The organism is Pseudomonas ulcerans (assembly GCF_036324125.1).
Lineage (GTDB): Bacteria > Pseudomonadota > Gammaproteobacteria > Pseudomonadales > Pseudomonadaceae > Aquipseudomonas > Aquipseudomonas ulcerans.
Genome location: NZ_JAZDQN010000044.1, coordinates 1 through 26,366 on the forward strand (window position 1 = coordinate 1; position 26,366 = coordinate 26,366).

The window sequence follows — 26,366 nt, forward strand, 5'->3', positions numbered from 1 at the left end:
GCGTTTTTGGTTACTTTTGCCGCCCAGCAAAAGTGACCCGCCGTAAAGGCGGAAGGGGCCGGCAGAGTCGCCGCAGGCAATGGATAAGCTCGCAGCACCAGCACCAGCACCAGCACAAAGCGAGACACCCCTGGCGCGACGAGGCCGCCAAGGTCACGGAAAGTGTTACTGTTGCCCGCCAACAGCCCAGGCGGAGCCCGCCCTTGCACCACCTCCAACCCCATTGGCACGGCACCCTCTGGCTGGCCCCCGACCATTGCCTTATCGCCGGCCAGGCCGGGCACACCGGCAGCCATGCCCACTATCCCCATCAGGTGCTGATCGCCCTGTCCGGGGAAGTCGAGGCCCTGGTCGACGGCAAGGTCGAGCGCGGCCCGGTGCTGTTGATCGAGTCGGGCCGGGAACATGCCATCCTCACCGGCGAGCAGTCCCTGCTCAGCCTCTACGCCGAGCCGCTGGCCTTCGAGCTGCCGCGGCTGCGTGAAGTCTGCGAAGGCACCGGCGCAGATGCCGAAGGCCTGCTCGCCGTCTTGTCCCGGCTACCTCGCCGCACGTTGCAACCGCGCTTGGCCAAGGCCGTGCAGCGTATCCGCGAGCTGGACGCCGACACCTTGCCGGCCACCGAGCTTGCCAGCGCAGCCGCCCTGTCCCTCAGCCAGCTGGAACGCCTGTTCAGCGGCGAACTGGGCGTCTCCGTGCGCCGCCTGGTGCTCTGGCAGCGCCTGCGCCTGGCCCTGCAGCTGGCGCTCGGTGGCCACAGCCTGACCAGCGCCGCCGCTACCGCCGGTTTCTCCGACTCGGCCCATCTGTCCCGCAGCATCCGCCGGCACTTCGGCATCCGTGGCGACCACACCCTGCGTCATCTACAACTGCGCGTGATCGGCCAGGGCGTCGCGCAACCCGGCGGGTAGTACGGCCGGTGGGTGAGTGGCGCGGGGCCCGATGAAGGGCTGCAGCAACTGGTCGGCGTAGGCCACCGGATAATCGGGGCAATCACCGATGCCCAGGTCATCGTCGGCCAGTTCGTAGCCCGGCAGGTGCAGCGCCGTGCCCAGCAGCCGGTCCCAGCCACTGAAGAACAGGGCGAAGTTGACGTCGCCATTGCTGCCGTACTTGAGGTGATGCAGGCGGTGCACCGGTGCCCAGGCGAAGGCGTGGCGCAGCACACCCAGGCGCATGTCGACGTTGCTGTGCTGCAACAGCAACTGGATGGCGATGGCGAAGGCCAGCAGCGCCGTAGTCTCCTGTGGCAGCCCGCAGAGCAGCAGCGGCAGGGTACCGCCGAGGGCTTCGAGCAGTTGGTGCAGCGGGTGCTTCATCAGGCCATTGAAGCCGTAGAGGCGGGTGACGCTGTGATGGACCGCGTGCAGGCGCCAGAGCAGGGCGCTGCGATGGCTGGCGTAGTGAACCAGGGTGATGCCGAGGTCGGCGATGGGGATCGCCAGCAGCAGTTGCCAGGCCAGCGGCCAGTGGCTGGGCCAGATGCCCAGGTCGGGCAGGAAAGGCGCAACCAGGGGAATGGCCGATACGCTGAGGATGTTCAGGGATTCGTTGACGCCGGCATGCAGCACATCGCGGACGGTGTCCTGTTGTGGCCGGTTCCAGAACGGGCGATAGGGCCACAGGCGCTCGCAGGCTGCGCTGACCGTGATCGCCGCGAGCAGCAGCGGCAACAGCCAGGCGAAGCTTGCGCCCAGGCTGGCGAGGGTTGTTGCCGTGCCGATGAAGCCGAAGAAGAAAAGGGGACCGTACAGGCTGCGCATTGGGCTGCTCCATGAAAATTGGAGCGCTGAGTGTCGGTCTGTTCCCGTGGTACGCGCTTGAACGAACGGCGCATGAGTGGGGGAGCAGGCAAGCCCGCTCCCGCCGTCAGAACTGCACCCGCCGCAGTCGGCCGGCCAGCGGCAGGACGCCACCCTCCGGCGTGGGCAAGGGCCTTCCCGACAACCCCATGCCCTCGCTGACCACCACCCCGCCAGGCACCAGGCACAGGTTGGACGGGGTATCCAGGCCCTCGGCCAGCACGGTTACCTCGCCGCTGTGCAGATCGCAACGCAGCAGCCGCCCGCTGAAGCGCGTGAACCCGCCATGCCGCGGTTCGCCGTTCCAGTCGGCGGTCAGCGGTTGTTGCAGGCTTTCGCACAGCTCCAGCACCAACAACTGACCCTGCGGCGCCAGCGCCAGCCCGGTGGGCAATTGCAGTCCGTCGATCACGCATTCGATCTTCCCGCTGCCCGGCCAGACGCGGATCACCTGGCCGGCCCTGTCGGCAAAATCCAAGCCCTTGCGCTGCGGATCGCCATGCAGTTCGCCGGAGAACAGGCTGATCAGCACCGCATCCGTCGCCGCCTCATGGACCAGGGTGACGGGCACCGCTTCCTGGCCCCGTTCCAGGTCCGGCAATTCCACCAGCACCTGCTCGCCCTCGCCTGGGCGGAATTCCACCAGCTGGTTGGTATCGGGCTTGACCGCCAGCCAGCTGCGGCGGCTCGGGTGGTAGCACAGGGCATTGAGATTGCCCTGGCTGTGGCACACAGGTTCCGGCGGAGTGTATTGCAGGTCGAGCAATCGGGAACCTTCGACGTAGTCGGTCTGGCTGACCAGGCAGCGGCCGTCGCCCTGGGCGATATCCGACAGCCCCATGATCTCGTCGCGCAACATGCGGACCTGCATGTTCATGGAGCGATAACCTTGGGCAACGGTCTCCCGCGGCAGCCAGGCGCCCGGTCTGGCCAGATCGGGACGCAAAAGACTGATGCGGCCACTGAACGGCTCGCCCGGCAGGCCCGAGCCGGCTTCGACCAGCAGCAGGCTGCCGTCGTCCTGCAGGTGCACGCCGCGAGGGTTGAGCAGGCCTTCGGCGATGAGGGTGGAAGGGCGCAGGTCCTCGCGGGGACGCGCCGGGATGGTAATGGGCATGGGGGTCTCTCTCCGTGGACAAATGCCGGGTGACATCACGTCACCCGGCGCTCCTGTGTCAGATGCTCGCGTAGTCGCCCATGCTGAGCGGTTGCGGTGGGTAGTTGAGCTTCACCAGCTTGGTCGCCCACAGCTCCAGGATTGCCCGGCGACTTTGCGGCAGGTCGCGGGTGATCGGCATCGCCAGGGTGCTTTCCAGCTGGTACTCCTTGCTGACCAGGACAATGAGCTGGTCGATGGCGCCTTCGATCCGCGACAGCGAGTTGAGCGGCATGTATTTGTCCATGATCGGGTACAGGTAGTAGAACGGCTCCAGGATGCGCGGGTAGATGAAGGTTTCCCAGATCTGCTGGCCGCAATCGGCGTTGTGATAGATGGCGTTCCAGGCATTGACGAACTCTTCCTCCATCTGCGGCTCCTGGGGCAGCACGCGGACCGGGGCGAGGAAGTCGGCATAGGTCTGGAAATAGCTGAAGCTGAAGGGAATGTCAGGTGCCTGGCCGTTCTCGTGGAGGAAGAAACGCAGGGTCGGGAAGCCGGCTGCCACGGCGGTCATGCTCAGGGTGGCGATGCCGTTGGCATCGGTCTGGATCTGCGTGTAGCTGTACTGCACCGTGGTGTTCTGGCCCTGCAGGACGCCTTCGGTCTGCACCGCGCCGCCGAACGTCAGGCAGGGGCTCAGCGCCACCGCACCCGGCGTCGTCAGGTACTGCTGGTAGCTCACCGGCTGCATGGTGGCGGAGCGCACGGTGGGTCGGACCGCGACGAGCTGGCGGCCGTTGCCTTCGTTGACCTGCTGGGGGGCGGTGGGCATGTCGACGAACTGCGGCAGCACCGAGCTGTTGTTGACGCGGTCGTCGGGATAGTCGTTGAACAGGGTGAAGTCGGCAGGGTTGCTGAAGGCCAGGTAATAGTCCGAGGTCCCCACCAGGTAAGGGTTGTTGTACTCCACTACTGTCAACGCCGTGCCAGCCGGCGCCGGCAGGCCGTCGTACTGCACCATGATCTGCAGCGTGCGGGTATCGCCCACGTCGATGAAGCTGCCGCTGTCCACCACCTCGGCGGTCCACATCTGCTGGGTGGCGACGGTCGCCGGCGTGGTGCCTTGCAGTTGCAGCTCCAGCGATCCGCTGGCCAGCAGCTTCTGCGCATCGGCGCTGAGAGGCAGGTCGAGGATGCCGGAGCGCTTGACGAACTCGGACTGCTTGTAGTCATCGAAGCCGAAGCTGCCCACCGAGGTGAAGTTCGAGCCCTGGCGCACGCCGATCTCGTAGCTGCCGGCATCGAATTTTTCCGCATCCGGAATCGCCGCGGTCTTGTCCAGCGGATAGAACGGGAAGCCGTTGAGCAGGTCCAGGGACAGGGTGTTGTCGTGCGCCTGGACCGGGATGATGCCCAGCGTCTGCGACTTGTCGGGTTGCCCCGGGCGCTTGAGCGTTACCGCCTGGCTGCCCACCAGGCGACGCCCGCCGGGTGCCGTCGGGTACTCGTCGGCGAACCACAGGCCGAGGGTGCCGGAGGTACGGCTGTAGGCGGGGTTGAAGAAGATGCTGCCGACGTTGTCCAGGCCCTTCTGATACATGTCCTGCACCTGGGCCATGTCCAGCGGCGCGGTGGAGTGGGTGTTGATCGGCGGGTAGTTGTTGAAGATGCCGTTCTTGTCGTAGCAGGTCAGGTAGGACGAGAAACGCAGCATCAGGCCCTGGGCGCCTTGCTGGTCCATCTGCTGCTGCAGGTTCTGTAGCAGGGTCGAGCCGCCGAGGGCCCAGGTCAGGTTCTCTTTCGGGAAGCAGGTCTGCCAGGTGGCCGTCACGTAGAACAGGCCGCCCAGGGTCGCCCAGTTGAAGTTGAGGAAGCGGTCGAGCATGCGGTACTGGCGCTTGGCGGTGAGGCCGCACTGGTCGTTGCCCAGCACCAGCCGGTCGAAATACAGCGCGGTGAAGGTGTTCTGCCACGGGCTGATATCGACGAAGCGCGCAGGGGTCGGGCTGTTGCTGCCAAAGGGGTTGCCGAACAGGTTGAAGCCCTGGTTGATCAGCGGGTCCTGGCTGACGTAGCCGCCGCCCGGCAGTTCGCCGCCGCTGATGACCGACTTGATGTCGTTGTAGCTGACGGTGCCGCAGCCGTTGTCGCCGAACAGGTCCCATTCGCCGGGAATCAGCGTCGGCGGGCTGTTGGACACGTTGCCTGGTACCTGGGTGACGTAGTCGGGGGCCTCGTGCAGCACCCGCGGGGTGATCAGCCACGGCATCAGGTAGGTGTCGGCGTTTTCCGGGGTGATGTTGTAGTACTTCAGGAACGGCCAGTTCAGCTCCATCTTCACCGCGTCGTAGAGCGGGTAGGTGTCGTTGTTGTTGCCGGTCGGCGGGTTCCAGAACATGTGGCCGTTCAGGTAGATGCGGGGGAAGTTCAATACGCTCATGTCGTTCTCCTTAACGTTGCCACTGGGCGCGTTTCAACGACCAGACGAAGTCCAGCCGGTTGTAGCCGGCAAACTCCGATGCCGGCACCAGGGACGTCGGGTAGACGATCCCGTCCTGTTGCTTGAGGGCGAAATTGAAGTAGCCCTTGTCCTTGGAGTACGCCGCGGTGTCGTGGCAGGCGAAGCACGACGACTGGCTCTGGAAGGCCGATTCGAGTTGCGAGTTGGCGAGCAGGGTGGGGTTGGTCTGCAACTGGGTGCCGATCAGCTCGTACTGCGACAGGTTCTCGTAGATGCCCTGGAACTCGCTGTTGACCGGCTGCGCGGCGGCCGTCGGGCCGGTGCTGTTGGTCATCTCCGTGGGTGGAATCGCGTTGGTCACGGTGTACTTGTGGTTGTTGCGGTTCTCGAAGGTGGTCCAGACCCAGCCCGGCGTCAGCTTGTTGATCACGTGCAGGCCGCTCAGCGCGGCGTAGCCGACCTGGTAGGTGCCGCCCTGTTCCTGGTACCAGGCCTGGGCGATGTAGTAGTTGTCCTTTTCCAGTTGCGCCTTGAACGCCAGGTCGCTGCCGATCCACAGCCAGCCGGCCTTGAGTTCCCAGGCGTTGGAGGGGAAGGCCAGGTCCTGGGTCAGGGCGGCCTGGCCATTCACGTTGTAGACCTGCTGCTGGACGATGTAGTCGAAAGTGCCCTCGCTCATCAGCAACTGGAAGCGCACGGGCTTGCCGCTGAGCTGTGCCGGCACCGTCTTGCCACCCATTTCCAGGATCAGCCCGTCGACCTGTTGCACGGCATTGAGGTTGTGGAACGCACGATTCAGGTTCATGCCCTGGGCGCTGGCCGCGTCCAGCACCGCCTGCGGCGGTGGCACGTTCTGGCTGTACGCGCCGGGCGCCGCGCCATTGCTCAGGTAGACCTGGTCCGAGGGCTTGAGGGTCTCCCAGACCCGATCGAGGCCATTGGCGGCGGGCTGGTTCAGGCAGGCGAACCAGTTCCAGCTCAGGGTTTCCGGGCTCTGCGCGAGTTCGGCCCGGGTCTTGGCCAGGTCGCCCCCGAAGTCGAGGAAGTTGTTGCAGTCGAATGCCTCAGCCTGGGCCAGTCCGGCCAGTGTACTGAGAACGGTTATAGAGATGGCTCGCCGCATGTAAGCTCCTTGGCATTGGCCAGGTCGGTGTAGGACTGCCCCAGGAAGTGTTCCAGGAGCAGTTGTTTGACCTCTGTCACCGCGAGACGCGGAGGCAACGACAGGTCGCAATCGGTGATGAGCAGGGGGCCGTACTGCTCGCTGGCAGGCGCACGGCCGTGACTGCCGCAGACCAGTCCTGTGTCCAGCGGGATCAGGTCCATGTAGTAGCGAAAGCCGAGTTTCTTCTGCAGCAGGCGGCGCGCCACTTTCAACCGGGGGAAGCGGATCGACGGGTCGACGAACAGCTCCACCGGGTCGTAGCCCGGCTTGCGGTGGATATCCACGGTGCGGGCAAAGTCGGGGGCCTTGGCGTCGTCGAACCAGTAGTAGTAATCGAACCAGTGACCCGCGGCGGCCACGGCCACCAGTTCGCCGCTGCGCGGGTGATCCAGGTGCAAGGCACCTTGCTCGTGCCTGTCGAGGACCTGTTCGATGCCCGGCTGCCCCTGCAGCAGCGCCTTGACCCGGGGAATGTCCTCGGGCTTCTTCACATAGACATGGGCGATCTGGTGGTCGACCACGGCAAAGGCGTCGCTGGCCCCCGGATCGAGCAATTCCCAGCTCAGCGACTGGCGCACCTGCAGCAGGCCTTCGCCGCGCAGCACGCGGTTGATCGACACCGAGCGCTCGACCGCCTCGATGCCGTATTCGGAGAGCAGCATCACCGCCGCGCCCTGGTCCCGGGCAAAGTCCAGCAGGCGCCCGACCTCCTGGTCGATGGCCCGCACTTCACCTGCGATCGACGGATGATCGGGGCCGACCCGTTGCAGGCTGTAGTCGAGGTGAGGCAGGTAGATCAACTGCAGGTCGGGGCGGTTGAGCTGGAACTCCAGCAGGGCGCAATCGACGATCCAGCGGCTCGACGCGATGCCGGCCGCCGGCCCCCAGAAACCGGGGAAGGGGAACTCGCCGATCTGCGCTTCGATCCGTTCATGCAGGCCCCGCGGCGAGGAGTACAGGCCGAACAGCTTGCGGCCGTCGGCCGGATAGTGCGGGCGCGGGGTGATGGAGGCCGCCACGTCGGCATACATGTTGAACCACCAGAACAACTGGCTGCAGCGGAACCCGGGCAGCGCCCGCTGCAGGGTATGCCAGACCTTCTCGCCCTGGATCAGCGCGTTGGGCTGCAGCCAGAAGCGCACTTCGGCCTGGTCGCGGAAGTACCAGCCATTGCCGACGATGCCATGCCCGGAGGGCGGCAGGCCGGTGAGGATCGAGGCCTGCACCGTGGAGGTCACGGCAGGGAACGAGGGTTGCAGGCTGGCCATCTTCGCTGTTTCCAGCAGCCTGTTGATGTGCGGCGTCGCCGGACCGAGCAATGCCGGGGTCAGGCCGACCACGTTGATCAGCAACAAGGGCTGGCGCGGGCGATCAGCAGGCATCGGCAGGCACCTCCAGTGGCTCTTCGTGCAGCAGGTGACGTTCGCGCAGTTGCGCTTCGACCCAGTCCAGCTCGGCAGCGATGCCTTGTAGCTGGGCCTGTTCGTCGGCAGGCCGCAGTTGTGCGGGGAGAACGCCCCAGCTATAGGTTTCCACTTCCAGCACGGGACGGAACTCCGCGTGCCTGGCCAGGTAGTCGAAGGTCTGCTTCAGGGCGACCTGGCTGCCACTGAGTTCAGGCAGCAGCAGGTGCTCGCTGAACAGCGGCACATGGAAATGAATGCGCAACTCGGGATAGCGGCGCGGATCTTTCGCGCATGCTTCGAGGGCCGCCGGCAGGTCCAGCCACTGGCCGTCGCGGGCCTTGACCTGATGCAGGTAGGTGGCTTCGGAAAAACTGGCCAGCACTTTGAGCACTTCGCGGCGGCGGCTTTGGTCGTCGACGGGTATGCGACAGATAAGGGCGTTGGACAGCTGGATCTTGCCGATCGGCACCCCGGCCTGGCGCAGCCGCGCCAGCGATTGGCCACAGTCCTCGAACATCACCGCCTGGTGGCAGACGTCGAAGCACAGCGCCAGGTAGGCCTGGTTCGGATCGCTGGCCTGCCAGTGGCGGAAGAAGGCGATGGCCTGGTCGGTGTTCTCCAGCACGCAGTCGGGCTCCATTTCCAGGCAGACCACGATCTTCCTGCCGGTCTCCCGATGCAGGCTGGCCAGCCCGGCCGTGAGCTGGCGTAGCTGGTCCTCGGCGCGCTGCTGCAACAGCGGGCTCCAGCCAGCGGCGTAGCCCAGCGGCACGCTGGAAATCACCCCTTGCCCGCAGTCAGGCGGCAAGGCCTCGGCCAGGAGCCTCGCCAGGTCCAGGCTGTAGCCCAGGCGTTCCGGCATGCTCCAGTCGGGCAGGTACACCTCGGCCTTCACCGCGCCCTCATGGAAGCGGCCATAGGGAAAGCCATTCAGCGACGTCAGGCGCAGCCCGGTGTCGTGCAGCAGGTCGAGGAACTGCGCCCGTGCCTCCGGTTGTTGCAGCTCGGCCGCCGCCCGGGCGCAGATCCACAGGCCGCTGTCCTGGCGGTCCAGCCCGCGCAGCCGGCGCACGCCCTGGAAGTGCCGTTCGATGGAGGAGCGCAGCCCGGCCAGGTCATGGGCCGGGTGCACATTGCTGCAATAGCCGAGCTGCGCGGCCTTCATTTGACCACCGGGTCCTGGCCGCGCAGGGCGGAGTTGTCCTGCCACTGCTTGCGCTGGTCGATGGGCAGCGGCTTGCTCACCAGTGCCTTGTCCAGCTGGCCGCTCTGGGCGAAGAAATTCACCGGGTTGTGGAACAGCACCTGCTCCACCTGGGCCTCGGTGAAGCCGGCGGCAAGCATAGCCTGGCCGGTCTTCGGCACCTTCAGCGGGTCGCTGATGCCCCAGTCGGCGGCGCTGTTGACCACCATCTTCTCGGTGCCGTACTGCTTGAGCAGGGCGACCATGCGCTCTTCCGACATCTTGGTGTTGGGGTAGATGGAGTGGCCGCGCCAGCAGTCGCTGTCCAGTACCAGGGGCAGGGTCAGTTCGTTGAGGTGGTCGATGATCACCAGGTGCTCGGGGATGCCGACTTCGCGGATCACCGCCAGGGTGCGCTTGGTGCCGCCGATCTTGTCGCGGTGCGGGGTGTGTACCAGCACCGGCAGCTGGAACTGCCGGGCCATTTCCAGCTGCATGGCGAAGAAGCGATCTTCCTCGGGGGTGATGTCGTCGTAGCCGATTTCGCCGACGGCCACCACGCCGTCCTTCACCAGGTAGCGCGGCAGCACGTCGAGCACCTCGTGGGCGACCGCGATGTTGTTGGCTTCCTTCGGGTTGATGCCGATGGTGCAGAAGTGATGGATGCCGAACATGCTGGCGCGGAAACGCTCCCAGCCCACCAGGGTGTCGAAGTAGTCGACGAAGCTATGCACGCTGGTGCGCGCCTGGCCCTGCCAGAACGCCGGCTCGATGACCCCGGTGATGCCGGCGGCGGCCATGTTCTGGTAGTCGTCGGTGGTGCGGCTGACCATATGGATATGCGGATCGAAGTACTTCGGCATGGTTACATCCTCTTCAAGGCAGAGTGTCGTGTACGTAGGGGGGCGTTCAGGCGCTGGCCAGGTGCTCGTGCCATTCCCGGGGCAGGCGTTGCTGCCGGTCCAGGCCCGCCAGGCGCTGGCGTTGCGCAGGGCTCAGCAGGTCGAAGGCGATCAGCCGGGGCAGGCTGGGGGACACCGTGCGGGCGGCGGCCAGTTGCTCGTCGAGCAGGTCGAGGGCCAGCTGGTTGAGGGTGACGCCGTGGTGCTGCTCCAGGCCGATCACCCGGGCGCTGTCCAGGCCCATGCCCAGCGCCTTGAGCAGCAATTGCTGGAAGGCCCTTTCCGGGTAGTGACGGGACGGGTAGGCCGTGTCGAGGGCGAGGGCGGCGAAGACCTGGGGATTGCTGGTGCGCCCGGCCAGCAACGCCAGGTCCAGGCACTGGCCGCGGCTGTCGAGCCAGTCGAGGGCCTTGAGCAGGGCGATCTTTTCCTGATCGTCGCCCCACAGGAACAACTGGTTCAGCAGGGGCACCTGGGCGTCGCCGGCATGCTGGCCGACGACCTGGGCCAGCAGCAGCGCACGGGCCAGTTGCACGGTGCTCCAGCCGTCAGCGCCGGGCTGGTCACGCAGGTGGCGCTTGCACTGGCTGATCAGCACGGCAGCCTTGATGGCCTCGGCGGTGCGGGCCAACTGCTCCCGGGCCTGTTGCCACCAGTGCTGTTCGTCCGGGTCGAGTTGTCGGGTCAGGTGCTCATGCCGTTCAGCCAGGCATTCGTGGCGCATTTCGAGCGAATCCATGCTCATGTCGGTTTGATCCAGCGCTGGAAGTGAGGAAGCAGGAAGAACACCAGGACGCAGAACAGGCTGCCCAGCGGCTGGTTGGCCACGGCCATCACCAGGGCATCGAACAGCGGCAGCGCCGCCAGCCCCGCGCCGATGAAGGCGCGCACCTGGCGCTTTTGCGGATTGGCCAGGTGCAGCCGGTAGTGCCAGCCCAGCCAGCCCAGCCACAGCGCCAGCACCGGCCAGAACCACAGTGTCCCGGCATACAGCGCCAGGGCCAGCGGGCTCAGCATCAGCAGCAAGGGCAGGCGGCTGATCAGTTGGTTGCGGTGTTCCTGGCGGGCGAGGTAGGTCAGCCCGCTGATATACACTCCGAGCAGCGCGGCGCAGAGCCAGATGGGCTGCGGCGGTATCGCCAGGCTGGCCGCGGCGGTGAGATACAGCGCGGAGCGGCAGGCGCCCATCAGCCAGACGCTGTGGGCATGCTTCTTGTGCAGCAGGTTGTAGCCGAAGATGCAGGCCACTAGCAGGACCACGCCGCCCAGCAGCCAGCGGGGCTGGTCGATCAGCTGGCTCAGGAGCAGCGCCGAGGCGCCGGCCAGGGCCAGCAACAGCACGCTGGCAAGACGCACCTGCCGGCGGCTGACCAGGCCCAGGGTGATGGGCCGGGGGTTGTGGTGCTGTTCATCCCAGTCGGCATCCAGCAGGTCGTTGAGCAACATGCCGGCCAGGTACAGCAGCGACAGGGTGACCAGCAGCAGCACCCAGACCAGCGACGAAGGCGGCGCCAGGGCCCCGGCACTGCTGGCCAGGAGGGCGGCGGCCAGGGTGTTGGTCCAGACCGTCGGCAGGTTGGAGATGCGGCCCAGGGTCATCCAGGCCTTGACCTGCGGCATCTGGCTCATGGCGTGCAGCCCTCGTTCAGGGCCGGTGCCGCAGTGCCGCGGGACGATAGCCGCAGCAGCGCCTGCTCCATCAGGCGGTCATCGATTTCATGCAGGTCGATGGAGCTGCCGATGCGGTTGAGCATGGGGATGGACAGCTGTCCGCCCAGGTGCTGGCGGAATTCTTCCAGCCCGAGCAGCACCAGGGAGCGGCCTTGTGCGTCCTTCAGGCTCAGTTCCGGCGGGCACAGGTTGAAGCCGAGCCTGGTCAGCAGGTCCATGACCCGTTCCGTCTCGGCATCGCCCAGCAGGCCCAGGGCATTGGCATAGAGCCCGTCCAGGGCCATGCCCACCGCCACTGCTTCACCATGGCGCAGGCGGTGCTGGCTGAGGTTTTCCAGCTTGTGCGCGGCCCAGTGGCCGTAGTCCAGCGGCCGCCCGTTACCGCGCTCGAAGGGATCGCCGGCACCGGTGATATGCGCCAGATGCAGTTCGGCGCAGCGGCGAATGGCATGACGGCTGGCGGCATGCTCGAAGCCGGCGAGGGCATCGGCCTGCTGCTCCATCCACTGGAAAAACGCCTCGTCCTTGATCAGCGCCACCTTGACTGCTTCGGCCAGGCCGGCGATCTGGTCGCGACGGCCCAGGCTGGTCAGCAACTGGAAGTCGTTGATCACCGCCGTGGCGGGGTAGAACGCGCCCAGCAGGTTCTTCTGGCCGAAGGCGTTGATGCCGTTCTTCACCCCGATCCCGGCGTCGTTCTGTGCCAGTACCGTGCTCGGCAGGCGAATCAGGCGGATGCCGCGGTGGAAGGTGGCGCAGGCATAGCCCACCGAGTCCAGCAGGGCGCCGCCGCCCATGGCCAGGACATAGCAGTGGCGGTCCAGGCCATGGGCGAGCATGTCGCGGTAGAGCTGCTGCAGTACGTCGGCGGTCTTGCTCAGTTCACCGGCCGGGACGGCGATGGGGGCCGCTTGCAGGTGCAGGTCGGCATGGGCGGCGAACCAGGCCTGGATCTGTGTCGCCAGCCGTGGATTGCATTGCAGCAGGTGTTCGTCGGCGAAGATCAGCACCGTCACGCGGCCGTGCTGGCCGGCGGTGAGCTGCTGGTGCAGGCAGGGATTGTCGAGGTCGAACAGATGGTCGGTGAACAGCACCGGATAGTCGTAGCTGACCTCGAAACGGCCGTGCAGCGCTTGTTGCGGCGCCTGGCGCAGGCGCTTGAACAGGCTGTAGCCGGCGATGAACAGGGCGGGCAGGACCATGCTGGCAAGCAGCGTCACCAGCAGCGCATTCTGCTCGACGAGGTAGCTGCCGATGGCGCTATAGGCCAGGGCCAGGCCGGCATTGGCCAGGGTGGTCACGACAACGAAAGTGCGCAGCGGATAGCGCTGCATGCCGGCGGCCACCACCGAGGTTTCCGCCAGCACCGGCACGCCGCGCAGGGCGATCAACGACAGAGTGCCGAGCTTGCGGGCAAGCTGTCCGGGCTTGCGCTGGTGCAGCCCGAGGCGCCCCGACAGCACCCGGAAATAGCCGGCGCCCAGGGCGTAGCCGAGCCAGGCGCCGAGGCACAGGCCGATGAAGATCACCAGGTAACCGCCGACCCCGCCCAGGGCGGCCACGGCCAGCAGCGCCACCATGCTCGACGGCACCGGCAGCACCACGTCCAGCGCGAGCAGGGCGATCACCAGCAGCGCCAGGTTTAACTGCTGCGCCGGAGTCCGGGGAAGGTAAAGATCGAGCTGGGCGACAAGGTCCTGGATCTGTTGTTCGAACAGCAGGAAGCTGGCGACCACCAGGACGGAAAAGCAGATTACAGACACCCAGAACCATTCGGCAGGCCCTCGTTTCGAGAGCACACCACGCCATAGGCCGCGCTTCATCAAGCATCCCTCTTGATATTTTTTCGACTGATATCCGTTTCAGTTTCTACAGACTGATAGTTGTTCTTTTGAGGGAGTGAGGTGTCTTTTGAGTGATAGTGTTTTGATGGCACCTCATCAGGTCACTCACAAAACTTAGACGGTCGCGGGGCTTTTGCAAGGCGCGGGCATGGGATTTTTCGAGGGCTGGAGGGCCCGCTCCCACAGAGGGATGGTCGACGCGGGTAGGAGCTGCGTTAGCTGCGAAGGAGCGCGCAGCGGTCCCGAATCCTGTCTATCCAATGAGCCTGGAGAAACGCGGCAGATCGGGCGCTGTGAATCCATGATGCGGTTTGGTCAGAGGCTCGTGCGGGATGGTCTTGGGACCGCTGCGCGGTCCTTCGCAGCTGACGCAGCTCCTACCCGGACCGCGCAGCATGGGTGGTCTGGGTAAACCGCCCATGCCCACGGAGGGTTTCAATCCAGGCCGAACTGCTTCAGCGCATGCTCGCGCAAGCGGCCTTTCTGCACCTTGCTCGACCCGGTCATGCCAATGCTTTCGAAGTCATCGACGATCGCCAGGTAGCGCGGCACCTTGAAGTTGGCGCAGCGTTCCTTGCAGAAGCCGGTGAGCTCTTCGACCGAGGCGGCAACGCCTTGCTTGAGGGTCACATAGGCCGCCGGCACCTCGCCCAGCCGCGCATCGGGCACGCCGATCACCTGGGCCAGTTCCACCGCCGGATGCTTGAGCAGCACCTGTTCCACTTCCAGCGGCGACACGTTCTCGCCACCCACGCGGAACATGTCCTTGAGCCGGCCGACGAAACGCAGCCGACCTTCCTCGGACAGCACGCCAAGGTCGCCGGTGTACAGCCAACCGTCACGCAGTGCCGCAGCGGTCTGTTCCGGCAGCTTGTAGTAGCCCTGCATCAGGCTCCAGCCACTGGCGCAGATCTCCCCCGGCTGGCCGGGCGGCAAGGCCTCGCCGGTGGCCGGGTCGCGGATTTCCAGGCGCAGCCCGGCATGGGGTTTCATCGAGCCGTCCAACCGGTATTCCAGCGGCTCGCGATGGTCGGAAATGACAATGTTCGGCGACGCCTCGGACAAGCCGTAGGCATTGCAGATCGCCGCCGCGCCCATGCGCTCCACCACGTCCCGGAGGATCTGCGGACTGGCCGCCGCCCAGCCACCCCGCAGGCACAGGCGGGTATCGCTGAAGCTGGGGTCGGCCAGGAGCATGAGGAACATGGTGTCGTTGCCCGAGGTCAGGGTGCAGCGCTCGGCACTCATGATCGCCAGGGCCTGGGCCGGGTCGAAGGTGGCTGCGGTGACCAGCGTCGTCCCCGTCACCAGCGCCACCAGCAGCGACATGGTGCTGCCGGCCACATGGTAGAAGGGCCGCGGACTGAAGTAACGATCCTCGGCCTGCACCCCCATGCGCCCGGCCACCGAATGGGCGACGCCGAGCATCGAGGCATGGCTGAGCATCACGCCCTTGGGGAAGGCGGTGGTGCCGGAGGTGAACTGGATCAGCAGGGTATCGTCCGGGGTCACCGCGTCGCGGGCCGCCTGCAGGGTGTCGGCGTCGATGCTCCCGCCAGCGGCGAGGAACGCCGGTGCGGCGATGGCGCCGGCCGGCACCTGCTCGCCGAATACCACCACCTGGCGCAGCAGCGGCAGGGCCTGGCCGGGCAGTTGCCGGTCGATGGCCGGCTCGACCTCGCGCAGCATGGCGATGAAGTCGATCTTGCCGAGGAAACGGTCGACGCAGAACAGCGCGCGGACGTCTTCATGGCCCAGGCCGTAGCCCAGTTCCTCGGTACGAAAGCGAGTGTTGAAGGGCACGCAGACCAGGCCGATGGAGGCGGCGGCGTACCAGGTCAGCGCCCAGTCCAGCGAATTGCCCATCAGCACGCCGATATGCTCGCCGCGTTGCAGGCCCAGGGCGAGCATGGCGCGGGCGCGGGCATCGACCTGCTCACGCAGCTCGCGGTAGTCCAGGCGGCCGTCGTCGGCCACCAGCGCGGTGTTGTCGGGGGCGCGCGTGGCGCTGTCCACCAGGACCTGCCACAGCGGACCGGGAAGCGGGGAAAGATGTTCGTTCATCAGGGTTCCTCAGGAAAACGAAGTCATGCCGGCGCGCCAGGTGCCCTGGGCGAGGTTGTCCTCGATGGCCAGGATTTCATGGGCGAGGGCACCGAAGCGGCTGTCGTCCAGGCCACGGTCGATGGTGCGCTTGGCACTGCGCAGGGCTGGGGCCGGGGCGGCGGCGATGCTTTGCGCCAGCTCGGCGACGAAGGCGGGAAATGCCGCCACCGCCCGTACCTGGTTGACCAGGCCGATGTTCACCGCTTCCTGTGCCGACACCTCGCGGCCGGTGAACATCAGTTCCTTGGCCAGGCGCCGACCGACGATGCGCGGCAGGCGCTGGGTCGCGCCCACCGTGCCCCAGCGGCCTTCCGGATAGCGAAAGCTGGCGGCCTCGCTGGCGACGATGAAGTCGCAGGCCGCGGCAATCTCGCAGCCGGAGCCCACCGCCGGGCCTTCCACCACGGCCACCACCGGCATCGGCATGTCTTCAAGGGCGGCGTACACGGCAAAGGCCTTGATCCGCCGGGCGCGGATCTGGTCCTCGTCCATGTCCTTGCGCTCCTTGAGATCGGCGCCGGCGCAGAACACCGGGCCGTTGGCGCGGATCAGCAGCACGTGCACGTCGTCACGCTGGCGCACGGCATGCAAGGCCGCGTGCAGGTCGCGGCACAGACCGGTGTTGAGGGCATTGCGCGCCTGGGGACGGTTCAGGGTCAGGGTCGCCACGTGTTCGTCGACGCTCAGGTCGACGTTTTCCAGTTGCAGTTCATCCATCTCAGATCGCTCCTGCAGTGCGCAGCGCGTCGATGCGCTGGGCGCTGTAGCCCAGGCCGGACAGCACCGTGTCGGTATGTTCGCCCAGCAGCGGCGGGCGGCCGGGATCGGGGCGTTCCAGGCCTTCGAACTGGAACGGCAGGCGGATCGCCGGGAAGCGCCCGCCTTCGGGGTGCTCGAAGGCGCCGAACACGCCACGGGCGTTGAGGTGCGGATCGACCACCACCTCGTCCAGGGTCTGCAGGGGCCCGGCCGGAACCCCGGCGGCGTCGCAGGCGCTGCACAGTTGGTCACGGGTCAGGCGTGCCGTGGCCTCGCTCAGCGCCGCCATGACTTCCTCGCGATGCAGGACCCGGCCGCTGTTGAGCTGCAGGCGCGGATCATGGGCCATGTGGTCGAGGCCGAGCAGTTGGCACAGCGGCCGCCAGTGCTGATCGGCACCGGTGATATGCACGTAGCCGCCGTCGGCGCAGCGGAAACTGGCCGAAGGCACTCGCCCCGGGTGCTCGGTGCCGAGGCGTTCGGGCACTTCGTCGAGGGCGAAGTAGCGGGCGGCGGCCAGGGCCAGCAGGCTGATCTGGCCGTCGAGCATGGAGAAGTCCAGGTACGCGCCGCTGCCTGCGCGCTCGCGGCCCTGAAGCATGGAGACGATGCCCAGGGCGATCCACAGCCCGGAGCTGAGGTCGGACACCGGAATCCCCGGCTTGACCGGCCCGCCGTCCTTCTCGCCGGTCAGGCTCATGATCCCGCTCATGGCCTGGAACACCGTGTCGTAGCCCTTTTTCCGCGCATAGGGGCCGGTCTGGCCAAAGCCGGTGCAGGACACATAGATCAGGCGCTCGTTCAGCGTCTTCAGGCTCGGCCAGTCGAGGCCGTAGCGCTTGAGGGTGCCCACCGGGAAGTTCTCCAGCACCACGTCGGCGTCCTTGACCAGCTCGCGCACCACCTGTTGACCCTCGGCGCTGCGCAGGTTGACGGTGATCGATTCCTTGCTGCGGTTGAAGGCATAGAAGTAGGCGCTGCGCTCATGGCCGAGGGCGGCGGCCAGGGCTTCCTCGTCCAGCTCGTCGCGCACCAGCTCGTCCTGGCCGACGAAGGGCTCGTAGCCACGGGTTTCGTCCCCCGTGCGCGGTTGCTCCACCTTGATCACCCGCGCGCCCAGTTCCGCGAGGATCATCCCGGCGAACGGGCAGGCCAGGACCCGCGCCAGTTCGATGACGGTAATGCCTGCCAGGGGCTTCATGGCTGCTGCTCCTGCTGGCGGAATGCACGCATGCGCGCGTTCAGTTGCTGGCCCAGCTTCAGGCCTTCGCTGAACGGCAGTTCGGCCACCTGGTGGAAGATGCGCTTGGTCGCTTGCATGGCATTGACCGGGTGCGCCGCCAGGCTCAGGGCCAGGGCGCGGGCTTCGTCGAGCAGTTGCGAGTCGGGCAGCACGCGGTTGACCAGCCCCAGGGCGCGGGCTTCGTCGGCGTGCACGGTGCGGCCGGTGGCCACCAGCTCGAAGGCGGCCTTGCGCCCGACATGCTCCACCAGCCCGGCCATGACGATGGCCGCGACGATGCCGTGCTTGACCTCGGGGTAGCCGAAGCGCGCCGATTCGCCGGCCAGGACCAGGTCACAGGAGATCGCCAGGCCGGCACCGCCGCCCATGGCGTAGCCGTTGACTGCGGCGATCACCGGCTTGCCCATCTGCTTGACCAGGCCTTGCAGCTCGGTGGTCAGCGCCGCGCGGCGCTCCACCAGGTCCTGGTTGTCCGGAGTGAGCACGGCGAATTCGCGGGTGTCGGCGCCGGCGCAGAAGCCGCGACCGGCGCCGGTGACGACCACGGCGCGCACGCTGTCGTCGGCGTCGGCAGCCTTGAACGCGGCCACCAGGCCTTCGGTGAGGGCGAAATTCAGGGCGTTGAGCTTGTCGGCGCGGTTCAGGGTGATGGTGCGGACGCCGTCCGCGGTGTCGTTGAGTACGACGGAATCTTCGGTCATGGTGCAGCTCCCCTCAGGATTGCATGGCACGCAGGCGGGACAGCGCCTGTTCGAGTTCTTCGATCAGCGAGCGCATGATGGCGCTGGCCGGCAGCAGCTCATGGATCAGGCCGGCGGACTGCCCGGCCTCGACCTTGCCGTTGCCCACGTCGCCGTCGAACGACGCCTGTTTCAGGCTGGCCGAGGCCAGCAGCGCCTCGTAGGCCGGCGGATCGCTCAGGTGCAGGCCGTCGCGTTCGGCGGCGGCGACCCGTTCGGTGAAGGCATTGCGCAGGCTGCGCACCGGCAGCTTGCCGCGGCCCACCAGCACGGTGTCGGCGATCCCGGCTTCAAGCACGCGCTGCTTGTAGGCCGGGTGCAGGCTGGCTTCCTCGCTGAGCATGAAACGGGTGCCCAGTTGCACGGCGTCGGCGCCGAGGGCGAGCAGGGCGGCGATGCCATGGCCATCGGCGACTCCACCACCGGCCACCACGGGAATCGATACTTCCTGGAGTACCCGGCGCACGTTGACCAGGGTGCTGACTTCGTTGGCCGGCGGATGCCCGCCGGCTTCGCTGCCGACCACCACCAGGCCGTCGACCCCGGCGGCAGCGGCCTTGACCGCGTGCTCGACGAAGGCCACCACGTGCAGCCAGGTCGCGCCATAGGCCTTGAAGCGTGCCAGGTGCGCCTTGGGCGAGCCCTGGCTGGCGATGATCACCGGCACGCGCTCGGCCACCAGCAGATCGAGGATTTCCTCGGCGCCCTTGCGGTACAGCGGCATGTTCACCGCGAAGGGCTTGTCGGTGAGGCTGCGCATCTCGCCGAGGGTGCGTTGCAGGTCGGCCAGGCGCATGGGGCCGGCCGCGATGACGCCGAGACCGCCGGCGTTGCTGACCGCCGCAGGGAGTGCGGCGCAGCTCGATGCCCAGCTCATGCCAGCCTGGACGATCGGATAAGGGATACCCAGCAAGCGGGTCAGGCGGGTATCGAGGGGCATGGATCAGTCCTCATGGTCGTCTTCTTCCGACTGGTCATAGGGGATGTGCTTCTTCAGTTCGCCGAAGTAGCCCAGGCTGTTGGCGTAGACCCGTTTCATCAGGGCCTTGAGTTGTTCCCGCTCGGCCTCGGAAAGGCCGTCGAGCATGGCTTCGTTGCGGGTCCGCGAATCTTCGAGGATGCGTCGCACCAGGTCCTTGCCCGCCGGGCTCAGGCAGAGCAGGGCGCTGCGCCCGTCTTCCGGGTTGGGCTGACGCTCGATCAGCTCGCGCTTGCCCAGGTTGGTCACCAGCCGGCTCATCTGGCTCTTCAGCACGCCGGCATGCTTGGCCACCCGCACCAGCGGCGCTTCGCCGAGGTAGTCGAGGATGGCCAGGGTGCGCCACTCCAGCACGGTGATGGAGAAGTGCTGGGGGATCACCAGGGCCGCGATGCGGCTGGACAGTCCGGCCAGGCGCTGCAGTTGCACGGAGAACAGGTCGCGCATGTCCGAGGACGGTTCGAGCGCCTGTTGCGCCGTGGTTGCTTGTTTTTTCATGGGGTCACCTGTGAGGGGATTCGTTCATCAGTGCCTCATTGTTCTGGGTTGTCCGGCCAGGCTCAATGGTTGAATCGTCCTTGGGCGACAAGTTTGTCCAGGGTGGCGTCCAGGCCCTGCCTGAAAGCGGCCAGCACCAGGTCGATTTCGGCCTCGTCGATGATCAGCGGCGGGGCGAATACCACCGAGTCGTTGAGGGAGCGGGCGGTGACGCCGTGGGCCTCGGTGTGCCGCGAGGCCTCCAGGCCGACCTTCCATTCCTTGGGGAAGGCGGCCTTGCTGGCCTTGTCGGCGACCAGCTCGACGCCCCACATCAGGCCGGCGCCGCGCACCTCGCCCACCAGCGGGTGGTCCGCCAGCTGGCGCAGGCCGGCGCCCAGCCGTTCGCCGACGCGCTGGGCGTGTTCCGGCAGGCGACGCTCCTGGTAGATGTCCAGGCATTCCAGGGCCACCGCCGCCGGCACGGGGTGACCGCCGTAGGTGTAGCCGTGGCCGAACACGCCGATCTTCTCGCTCTGGCTGCGCATGGCCTGGTAGATGCCCTCGGAGATCATCAGCGCCGAGATCGGCAGGTAGGACGCCGACAGCGCCTTGGCGCAGGTGACCATGTCCGGTTGCAGGCCGAAGGTCTGCGAGCCCCACCACTGGCCGGTACGGCCGAAACCGCAGATCACTTCGTCGGCCACCAGGAGGATGCCGTGGCGCTTGAGCACCGCCTGGATCTTGGCGAAGTAGCCGGACGGCGGGGTGATCACGCCGCCGGTGCCCATCAGCGGTTCGGCGAAGAAGGCGGCGATGGTGTCGGCGCCTTCGCGCTGGATCAGCGCTTCCAGTTCGGCGGCAAGGCGGGTGGAGAACGCCTCTTCGCTCTCGCCCGGCAGCCCTTCGCGGTAGTAGTGCGGGCAGGTGACATGGAGGAAGCCTGGCAGTGGCAGGCCGAAGTCCTGGTGCAGGTGCGGCAGCCCGGTGAGGCTGGCGCTGGCCACCGTGGTGCCGTGATAGGCGCGGTTGCGGCTGATGATCTTGCGCCGTTGCGGCTGACCGACTGCACTCCAGTAATACCAGGCGAGCTTGATCGCGGTGTCGTTGGCCTCGGAGCCGGAACAGGCGAACAGCACCTTGGACATCGGCACCGGGGCCAGCTCGATCAGGCGCTCGGCCAGGCGGATCGCCGGCTGCGTGGCGCGGTGGGCGAAGTTCTGATGGTAGGGCAGTTCCTGCATCTGGCGCAGCGCGGCCTGGACCAAGCGCTCCTCGCTGTAGCCGAGGGCGGCGCTCCACATGCCAGACATGGCATCGAGGTAGCGCTTGCCCTGGTCGTCCCAGGTGTAGATGCCTTCGCCACGGACCATCACGGTCGGGCCGACCTGCTCGTGCAGCGACAGGTTGGTCTGGCTGTGGATGTGGAAGGCGATGTCGGCGGCGTGCAACTGGCTTGTCATTGTTGTGCTCCTGTTGGCTTATTCGAGATGGTTGACAATGTGAATCAATGTAGTTCATCTTGTCAACCATCTTGCTGGGCCAGACGGCACATCACGACGACCGGCGAGACGGGCACAGACCCGCTCCGCCTTGAGCATTACCGCTGCCTAGAACAATTCCCGCGCCGACCACGGCGTTACAAGAACAGGAGCCGGACAATGATCGACACCCTTCCTTCCGCCAGGACCCTGCGTTTCGCCCTCGGCCTGCTCGGCGCCAGCCTGGCGGCGCCGCTGCTGGCGGCCGACGAACAGACCGTCACCGTCGCCGGTTATGGCGGCAACCTGCAGGACGCGCTGATTTCCACGCTGTGGAAGCCGGCCGCCGACAAGGCCGGGCTGACCCTGCGCACCGAATCCCACGATGGCCAGCCCTCGGTGCGCCTGCAGGTGCAATCCGGCAAGCCGAGCTGGGACGCCATCCATATCGGCGCCAATGACTGTGCCGCGCTGTCCGAGCAGGGGCTGTTCGAGCCCCTGGACTATTCGGTGATCGATGCTTCCGGGGTGCCCAGCCGCGCGCGGGGCAAGGACTGGATCGCCACCAACAGCTATTCGGTGGTGATGGGCTGGCGCACCGACAAGTTCAAGGAAGGTCCGAAGAACTGGCAGGAATTCTGGGACACCGAGAAATTCCCCGGACGCCGCGCGCTGTCCGTGGCGCCGGACGAAATGCTCGAAGTCGCCTTGCTCGCCGATGGCGTACCGAAGGAGCAGCTCTACCCGCTGGATATCAAGCGCGGCCTGGCCTCGCTGGAAAAGATCAAGGACAGCGTCGCCGTGTGGTGGACCTCCGGCGCGCAATCCTCGCAGTTGATCAAGGACGGCGAGGTCGACCTGATCGCGATCTGGAGCAGCCGTGTCGATTCGGTGGTGAAGGACAAGGCACCGGTGGCCTATACCTATGATGACGGCCTGCTCGGCTACGGCTGCATGGCCATTCTCAAGGGTGCGCGGCATGTCGCGGCGGCGCAGAAGCTGATCGCCAACACCGTGTCGGCGGATATCCAGGCGCGCATCCCGACCATGATGGGCTACTACGGCCCGACCAATAACCTGGCCTTCGAGAAAGGCAACTTCTCTGCGGACATCCTCAACCAGTCGAACATGTCGCCGGCCAACCGCGCCCGCCAGACCATGATGGACCCGCGCTGGTGGGGGCAACACATGACCGACGTGCAGGAAGACTACAAAGCGTTGATTGCCCAATAGTTCTGGATTTATCGGAGGTCGGAATCATGCAAGGCAACATTGCGATCCGCGATGTCTACAAAGGCTACGGATCCTTCACCGCGATCGATCATGTCTCCCTCGACGTCAAGGCGGGGGAGTTCCTCACCCTGCTGGGGCCGTCGGGTTCGGGCAAGACCACGCTGCTCAACGTCCTCGCCGGGTTCATCCGTCCGGACGCGGGCAGCATCAAGGTCGATGGTGTCGAGTTCCTCACCCGCCCGCCGCACCAGCGTGACGTCGGCATGGTGTTCCAGAACTACGCGCTGTTCCCGCACATGACGGTGGCGGAGAACGTCGCCTACCCGCTGCGCCTGCGCAAGGTCGCCGGCGCCGAGCGGGCGCGGCGGGTCAAGGCGGCGCTGGAGATGGTGCAGATGGATCATCTGGGCGAACGCGGCATCCACCAGTTGTCCGGTGGCCAGCGCCAGCGCGTGGCACTGGCCCGGGCCATGGTCTTCGAGCCGAAGATCCTGCTGATGGACGAGCCGCTGTCGGCCCTGGACAAGAACCTGCGCGAGCACATGCAACTGGAGCTCAAGCGCCTGCATGCGCGCCTGGGCATGACCACCATCTATGTCACCCACGACCAGAAGGAGGCGTTGACCCTGTCGCACCGTATCGCCGTGCTCAACAAGGGCCGGCTGGCCCAGCTGGATACGCCGGATGCGCTGTACGAGAAGCCGCTGGACCGCTTCGTCGCCGGTTTCATTGGCGAAAGCTGCTTCTTCGAGGTCGAGGAAGGCGAGGGCGGGGTGAGCTTCCAGGGCGAGCTGCTGAAGCTGCCGGCCGGCACTGCTGCCCGGCACCCGCACAAGCGCTGGCTGATGGTTCGCCCGGAGCGCCTGCAATGGCGCGCCGGCAGCGATGGCGGGGCGATGAACCGCATTCGTGGCACGGCGCGGGAGGTGGTGTACCAGGGCGACAGCTACCACGTCGGCCTGGTCCTGGCCGATGGCAGCGAGCTGACGGCGCGGCACCAGAAGGGCTTCCGCGACGTACCGGTGCCGCTGCCCGGTGCGCCGGTGGAGTTGTGGCTGCACGCCGAAGAGACCCTGCTGGTGACGGAGTCGGCATGACTCCCGACCGCGATCATCCTCCCGCACCTGGACGAGGCTCGAACATGAAAACCACCACCACCGTGGGCCTGCCGCTGGCGGCGCCAGGCTCCGCCGCGCGCTCCATGCAGGTCACCCTGGCCCGCGCCGAACTGAAGGAACGCTGGAGCCTGCTGTCGCTGACCTTGCCGGGGTTCGTCCTGGTCTTCGTGGTCCTGGCCATTCCCCTGGCCTGGCTGCTGTGGATGTCAGCCTTCGACAACAGCGGTGCGCTGACCCTGGCCAACTACGAGCGGCTGTTGCGCCCGGTGTACCTGAGCAGCTTCAGCATCACCTTCCAGGTGGCGTTCTGCGTCACCCTGGCCTGCGTGGTGCTGGGCTACCCGCTGGCCTACCTGCTGTCGCAACTGCCGGAGCGGGCCAGCCAGATCTGCATGGCCTTCGTCCTGCTGCCGTTCTGGACCTCGATCCTGGTGCGCACCTACGCCTGGCTGGTGCTGCTGCAACGCCAGGGCATCATCAACAACTGGCTGCTCGACCTCGGGCTGATCCAGCAGCCGCTGGCCCTGGTGCACAACTTCTTTGGCACGGTGGTGGGCATGGTCCACGTGATGCTGCCGTTCCTGGTGCTGCCGCTGTACGACAAGATGAAGAACATCGATCCGCTGCTGCTCTCGGCCGCCGCCAACTGTGGGGCAACGCCGGCCCAGGCGTGGCGCCAGGTGTTCCTGCCGCTATCGCTGCCGGGCCTGGCCTCGGGTATCACCCTGGTCTTCGTGCTCTGCCTGGGCTTCTACCTGACCCCGGCGCTGCTGGGCGGCGGGCGCGTGGCCATGTGGTCGATGAAGATCAGCGACACCATCGCCCTGTACGGCAACTGGGGCGCCGCCAGTGCCCTGGGCGTGTCCTTGATGCTGGTGACGGTGCTGATCCTGCTCAGCCTGCGCCGCCTGTTCGGTCTCGACGATGCGCGGAGGAAAGCCTGATGCTCAAGCTCAACGAGGCGGTGACGCCGACCCAGATCACCCATTTGCAGCGGCTGTGGCTCTATGGCCTGGCGGGAATGGTGATGTTGTTCCTGATCATTCCCTGCCTGATCGTCATTCCCATGTCGTTCTCGGCCTCGCAGTACCTGGAATTCCCGCCACGGGAGTGGAGCCTGCGCTGGTACGAGGCCTACCTCGGCTCGCCGGAGTGGATGCAGGCGACCTGGGTGTCGTTCAAGGTGGCGATCATCTCCACGCTGGTGGCCACGCTGCTCGGCACCCTGGCGGCCTATGGCCTGTCCCAGGTGCGTGGCGGGCTGGCGAAGCTGGCGGGCGGGTTGCTGATGCTGCCCATGCTGGTGCCGATCATCCTGGTGGCGGTGGGGGTGTTCTTCGTCTACTCGCGCACCGGGCTGAACAACACCGTGACCGGGCTGGTGCTGGCCCACAGCGTGCTGGCGATTCCCTTCGTGCTGATCGCCGTGGGCAACGGCCTGCAGGGCTACGACATGAACCAGGAGATGGCCGCGCGCAGCCTTGGCGCGTCGCGGGCCTGGGCGTTCCTCACGGTGACCCTGCCGCAGATCCGCCTGTCGATCTTCTCCGGGGCGCTGTTCGCCTTCATCGCCTCGTTCGACGAGGTGGTGATCGCCCTGTTCATCGTCGGCGGCGACAGCTCGACCCTGACCCGGCGCATGTTCGCCAATATCCGCGACCAGATCGACCCGACGGTGGCGGCGGTGTCGACCTTGATGATCGTGCTGTCGATCGTGCTGCTGGCGGCGATGATGTATATCAAGGGGTTGGAGGGGAGGCGCAAGGCGACGCAGGGGTGATGGGGGGCGGTCTGTTGTGTTGCCCATGAACGAACGCCGTCACCTCATCCAGGACCGGCGCCAGCCATCGCATAGGGCGGGAGAATGCTGCAATCAATGTCCCGTGGCCCGGCCTGGAGAAACACAGCGCGCGCACGGGCACACCCAGCTCGCGCAAGCGCCGGGCCATGGCCGCGGTGTTGCGCTCGGGATTGACCAGCGTGTCATCCTTCGCGGCTATCAACAGCGCAGGGGGCGACGTCGCACTGATGTGGTTGATCGGTTGGGAGTCGGGTGGTGAATTCGGGAAGAAGAAAACCGGTTTTACCTGCGGATTTTCGACGGGCAGAAAGTCATAGGGCCCGGCCAGGCCGATCCAGCCGCTGAGCATCGAAGGTTCCATGCCCACGGCTGCCAGCCATTTGGGGTCTAGCGCAAGCATCGCTGCGTTGTAGCCGCCTGCGCTATGGCCCATCACATAGAGTCGCGCTGGATCGCCGCCGTATTGGCGGATGTGTTCGCGGGTCCAGCCCACCGCTCGCGCACTGTCTTCCAGAAAACCCTGATAGTGCACCTGCGGATAAAGCCGGTAATCGGCTATCACCGCGACGATGCCTCGTGCGGCCAGCGCCTCGCCGACAAAGCTGTAGTCACTGCGCGAACCGCTGTTCCAGCTGCCTCCATAAAAGAACACCACCACTGGCACGTCGGCTGCGAGATTGACCGGGGTGTAGACATCCAGCCGGTTGCGCGGATCGTTACCGTACTTCAGGCCAGATGCCTTGTTGAACGTGTCTTCCGGGGTGAGGAGGTTCAAGACCTTCAGCGGTGAACAGCCCAGCAACAGGCCCAACAGCCCGCCGACAACGCATAGGCGCAAGGCTATCCCGATCATGGTTCGTTCTCTGCAGCGGTGTGGTTTTAAGACTGCGAGCTTG

23 protein-coding genes are annotated in these 26,366 nt (G+C 66.3%); 5 read left to right on the top strand and 18 right to left on the bottom strand.

All coding sequences use genetic code 11. The features are described from left to right. Nucleotides 1–203: 203 nt before the first annotated feature. Complete coding sequence (locus V0R59_RS26520; protein ID WP_330077653.1) at nt 204–911, top strand: AraC family transcriptional regulator; 708 nt, start codon at nt 204–206, stop codon at nt 909–911. Here the strand turns inward: V0R59_RS26520 and V0R59_RS26525 are convergent. The 17 genes from V0R59_RS26525 to V0R59_RS26605 all read right to left on the bottom strand — a co-directional run bounded on the left by V0R59_RS26525 (nt 864) and on the right by V0R59_RS26605 (nt 21,300). Further along, the gene (locus V0R59_RS26525) at nt 864–1,763 is read right to left on the bottom strand and encodes a sterol desaturase family protein (RefSeq protein ID WP_330077654.1); all 900 of its coding nucleotides are present in this window, start codon (nt 1,761–1,763) and stop codon (nt 864–866) included. The two genes, V0R59_RS26520 and V0R59_RS26525, sit on opposite strands and share 48 nt — an antisense overlap. 106 nt (nt 1,764–1,869) lie before the next feature. Continuing rightward, on the bottom strand, nt 1,870–2,919 hold the full coding sequence (locus V0R59_RS26530) for a hypothetical protein (RefSeq protein WP_330077655.1): 1,050 nt from the start codon (nt 2,917–2,919) through the stop codon (nt 1,870–1,872). Between the two features lie 58 nt (nt 2,920–2,977). Next, nucleotides 2,978–5,341, bottom strand: a complete 2,364-nt coding sequence (locus tag V0R59_RS26535; RefSeq protein ID WP_330077656.1) for a hypothetical protein — start codon at nt 5,339–5,341, stop codon at nt 2,978–2,980. 10 nt (nt 5,342–5,351) lie between these two features. Beyond that, on the bottom strand, nt 5,352–6,485 hold the full coding sequence (locus tag V0R59_RS26540) for a hypothetical protein (protein ID WP_330077657.1): 1,134 nt from the start codon (nt 6,483–6,485) through the stop codon (nt 5,352–5,354). Continuing rightward, a complete protein-coding gene (locus V0R59_RS26545) occupies nt 6,464–7,909 on the bottom strand; it encodes an alkaline phosphatase family protein (protein ID WP_330077658.1) in 1,446 nt (481 codons plus the stop codon). The genes V0R59_RS26540 and V0R59_RS26545 overlap by 22 nt, the downstream gene beginning before the upstream one ends. After that, on the bottom strand, nt 7,899–9,098 hold the full coding sequence (gene eboE / locus V0R59_RS26550) for a metabolite traffic protein EboE (protein ID WP_330077659.1): 1,200 nt from the start codon (nt 9,096–9,098) through the stop codon (nt 7,899–7,901). The genes V0R59_RS26545 and eboE overlap by 11 nt, the downstream gene beginning before the upstream one ends. Continuing rightward, nucleotides 9,095–9,979 (bottom strand): TatD family hydrolase, encoded by an 885-nt coding sequence (locus tag V0R59_RS26555; RefSeq protein ID WP_330077660.1) that lies wholly within the window; start codon nt 9,977–9,979, stop codon nt 9,095–9,097. Before V0R59_RS26555 ends, eboE begins: the two co-directional genes overlap by 4 nt. Before the next feature lie 46 nt (nt 9,980–10,025). Beyond that, a complete protein-coding gene (locus V0R59_RS26560) occupies nt 10,026–10,763 on the bottom strand; it encodes an EboA domain-containing protein (RefSeq protein ID WP_330077661.1) in 738 nt (245 codons plus the stop codon). Continuing rightward, the gene (locus tag V0R59_RS26565; protein ID WP_330077662.1) at nt 10,760–11,647 is read right to left on the bottom strand and encodes a UbiA family prenyltransferase; all 888 of its coding nucleotides are present in this window, start codon (nt 11,645–11,647) and stop codon (nt 10,760–10,762) included. The genes V0R59_RS26560 and V0R59_RS26565 overlap by 4 nt, the downstream gene beginning before the upstream one ends. Then, nucleotides 11,644–13,512, bottom strand: coding sequence for a 3-dehydroquinate synthase (locus V0R59_RS26570; RefSeq protein ID WP_330077663.1), 1,869 nt, complete (start codon nt 13,510–13,512; stop codon nt 11,644–11,646). The genes V0R59_RS26565 and V0R59_RS26570 overlap by 4 nt, the downstream gene beginning before the upstream one ends. Before the next feature lie 456 nt (nt 13,513–13,968). Then, nucleotides 13,969–15,597 carry an AMP-binding protein gene (locus V0R59_RS26575; RefSeq protein ID WP_330077664.1) on the bottom strand — a complete coding sequence of 543 codons (1,629 nt, stop codon included), beginning with the start codon at nt 15,595–15,597 and terminating at the stop codon, nt 13,969–13,971. A 9-nt stretch (nt 15,598–15,606) separates the two neighbouring features. Further along, entirely contained in the window at nt 15,607–16,356 is a 750-nt protein-coding gene (locus tag V0R59_RS26580) for an enoyl-CoA hydratase/isomerase family protein (RefSeq protein WP_330077665.1), read from the bottom strand. Nucleotide 16,357: 1 nt separating this feature from the next. Continuing rightward, on the bottom strand, nt 16,358–17,599 hold the full coding sequence (locus V0R59_RS26585; RefSeq protein WP_330077666.1) for a CaiB/BaiF CoA transferase family protein: 1,242 nt from the start codon (nt 17,597–17,599) through the stop codon (nt 16,358–16,360). Then, nucleotides 17,596–18,342 carry an enoyl-CoA hydratase/isomerase family protein gene (locus tag V0R59_RS26590; RefSeq protein WP_330077667.1) on the bottom strand — a complete coding sequence of 249 codons (747 nt, stop codon included), beginning with the start codon at nt 18,340–18,342 and terminating at the stop codon, nt 17,596–17,598. Before V0R59_RS26590 ends, V0R59_RS26585 begins: the two co-directional genes overlap by 4 nt. Before the next feature lie 13 nt (nt 18,343–18,355). Continuing rightward, entirely contained in the window at nt 18,356–19,321 is a 966-nt protein-coding gene (locus V0R59_RS26595) for an NAD(P)H-dependent flavin oxidoreductase (RefSeq protein WP_330077668.1), read from the bottom strand. A 3-nt stretch (nt 19,322–19,324) separates the two neighbouring features. Continuing rightward, complete coding sequence (locus V0R59_RS26600) at nt 19,325–19,858, bottom strand: MarR family winged helix-turn-helix transcriptional regulator (RefSeq protein WP_330077669.1); 534 nt, start codon at nt 19,856–19,858, stop codon at nt 19,325–19,327. Nucleotides 19,859–19,920: 62 nt separating this feature from the next. After that, nucleotides 19,921–21,300 (bottom strand): aspartate aminotransferase family protein, encoded by a 1,380-nt coding sequence (locus V0R59_RS26605; protein WP_330077670.1) that lies wholly within the window; start codon nt 21,298–21,300, stop codon nt 19,921–19,923. A gap of 198 nt (nt 21,301–21,498) precedes the next feature. Here V0R59_RS26605 and V0R59_RS26610 point away from each other — a divergent pair, with 198 nt between their 5' ends. Genes V0R59_RS26610 through V0R59_RS26625 form a run of 4 tightly spaced genes read left to right on the top strand, consistent with a single transcriptional unit; the run spans nt 21,499 to nt 25,449 of the window. Beyond that, complete coding sequence (locus tag V0R59_RS26610) at nt 21,499–22,551, top strand: ABC transporter substrate-binding protein (protein WP_330077671.1); 1,053 nt, start codon at nt 21,499–21,501, stop codon at nt 22,549–22,551. A gap of 26 nt (nt 22,552–22,577) precedes the next feature. Then, the gene (locus V0R59_RS26615; protein WP_330077672.1) at nt 22,578–23,648 is read left to right on the top strand and encodes an ABC transporter ATP-binding protein; all 1,071 of its coding nucleotides are present in this window, start codon (nt 22,578–22,580) and stop codon (nt 23,646–23,648) included. Between the two features lie 44 nt (nt 23,649–23,692). After that, complete coding sequence (locus V0R59_RS26620; protein ID WP_330077673.1) at nt 23,693–24,613, top strand: ABC transporter permease; 921 nt, start codon at nt 23,693–23,695, stop codon at nt 24,611–24,613. Continuing rightward, entirely contained in the window at nt 24,613–25,449 is an 837-nt protein-coding gene (locus V0R59_RS26625; protein ID WP_330077674.1) for an ABC transporter permease, read from the top strand. Before V0R59_RS26620 ends, V0R59_RS26625 begins: the two co-directional genes overlap by 1 nt. Here the strand turns inward: V0R59_RS26625 and V0R59_RS26630 are convergent. Then, nucleotides 25,409–26,323: an alpha/beta hydrolase gene (locus tag V0R59_RS26630; protein WP_330077675.1), complete on the bottom strand. Its 915-nt coding sequence runs from the start codon at nt 26,321–26,323 to the stop codon at nt 25,409–25,411. The genes V0R59_RS26625 and V0R59_RS26630 overlap by 41 nt on opposite strands. Between the last annotated feature and the right edge of the window lie 43 nt (nt 26,324–26,366).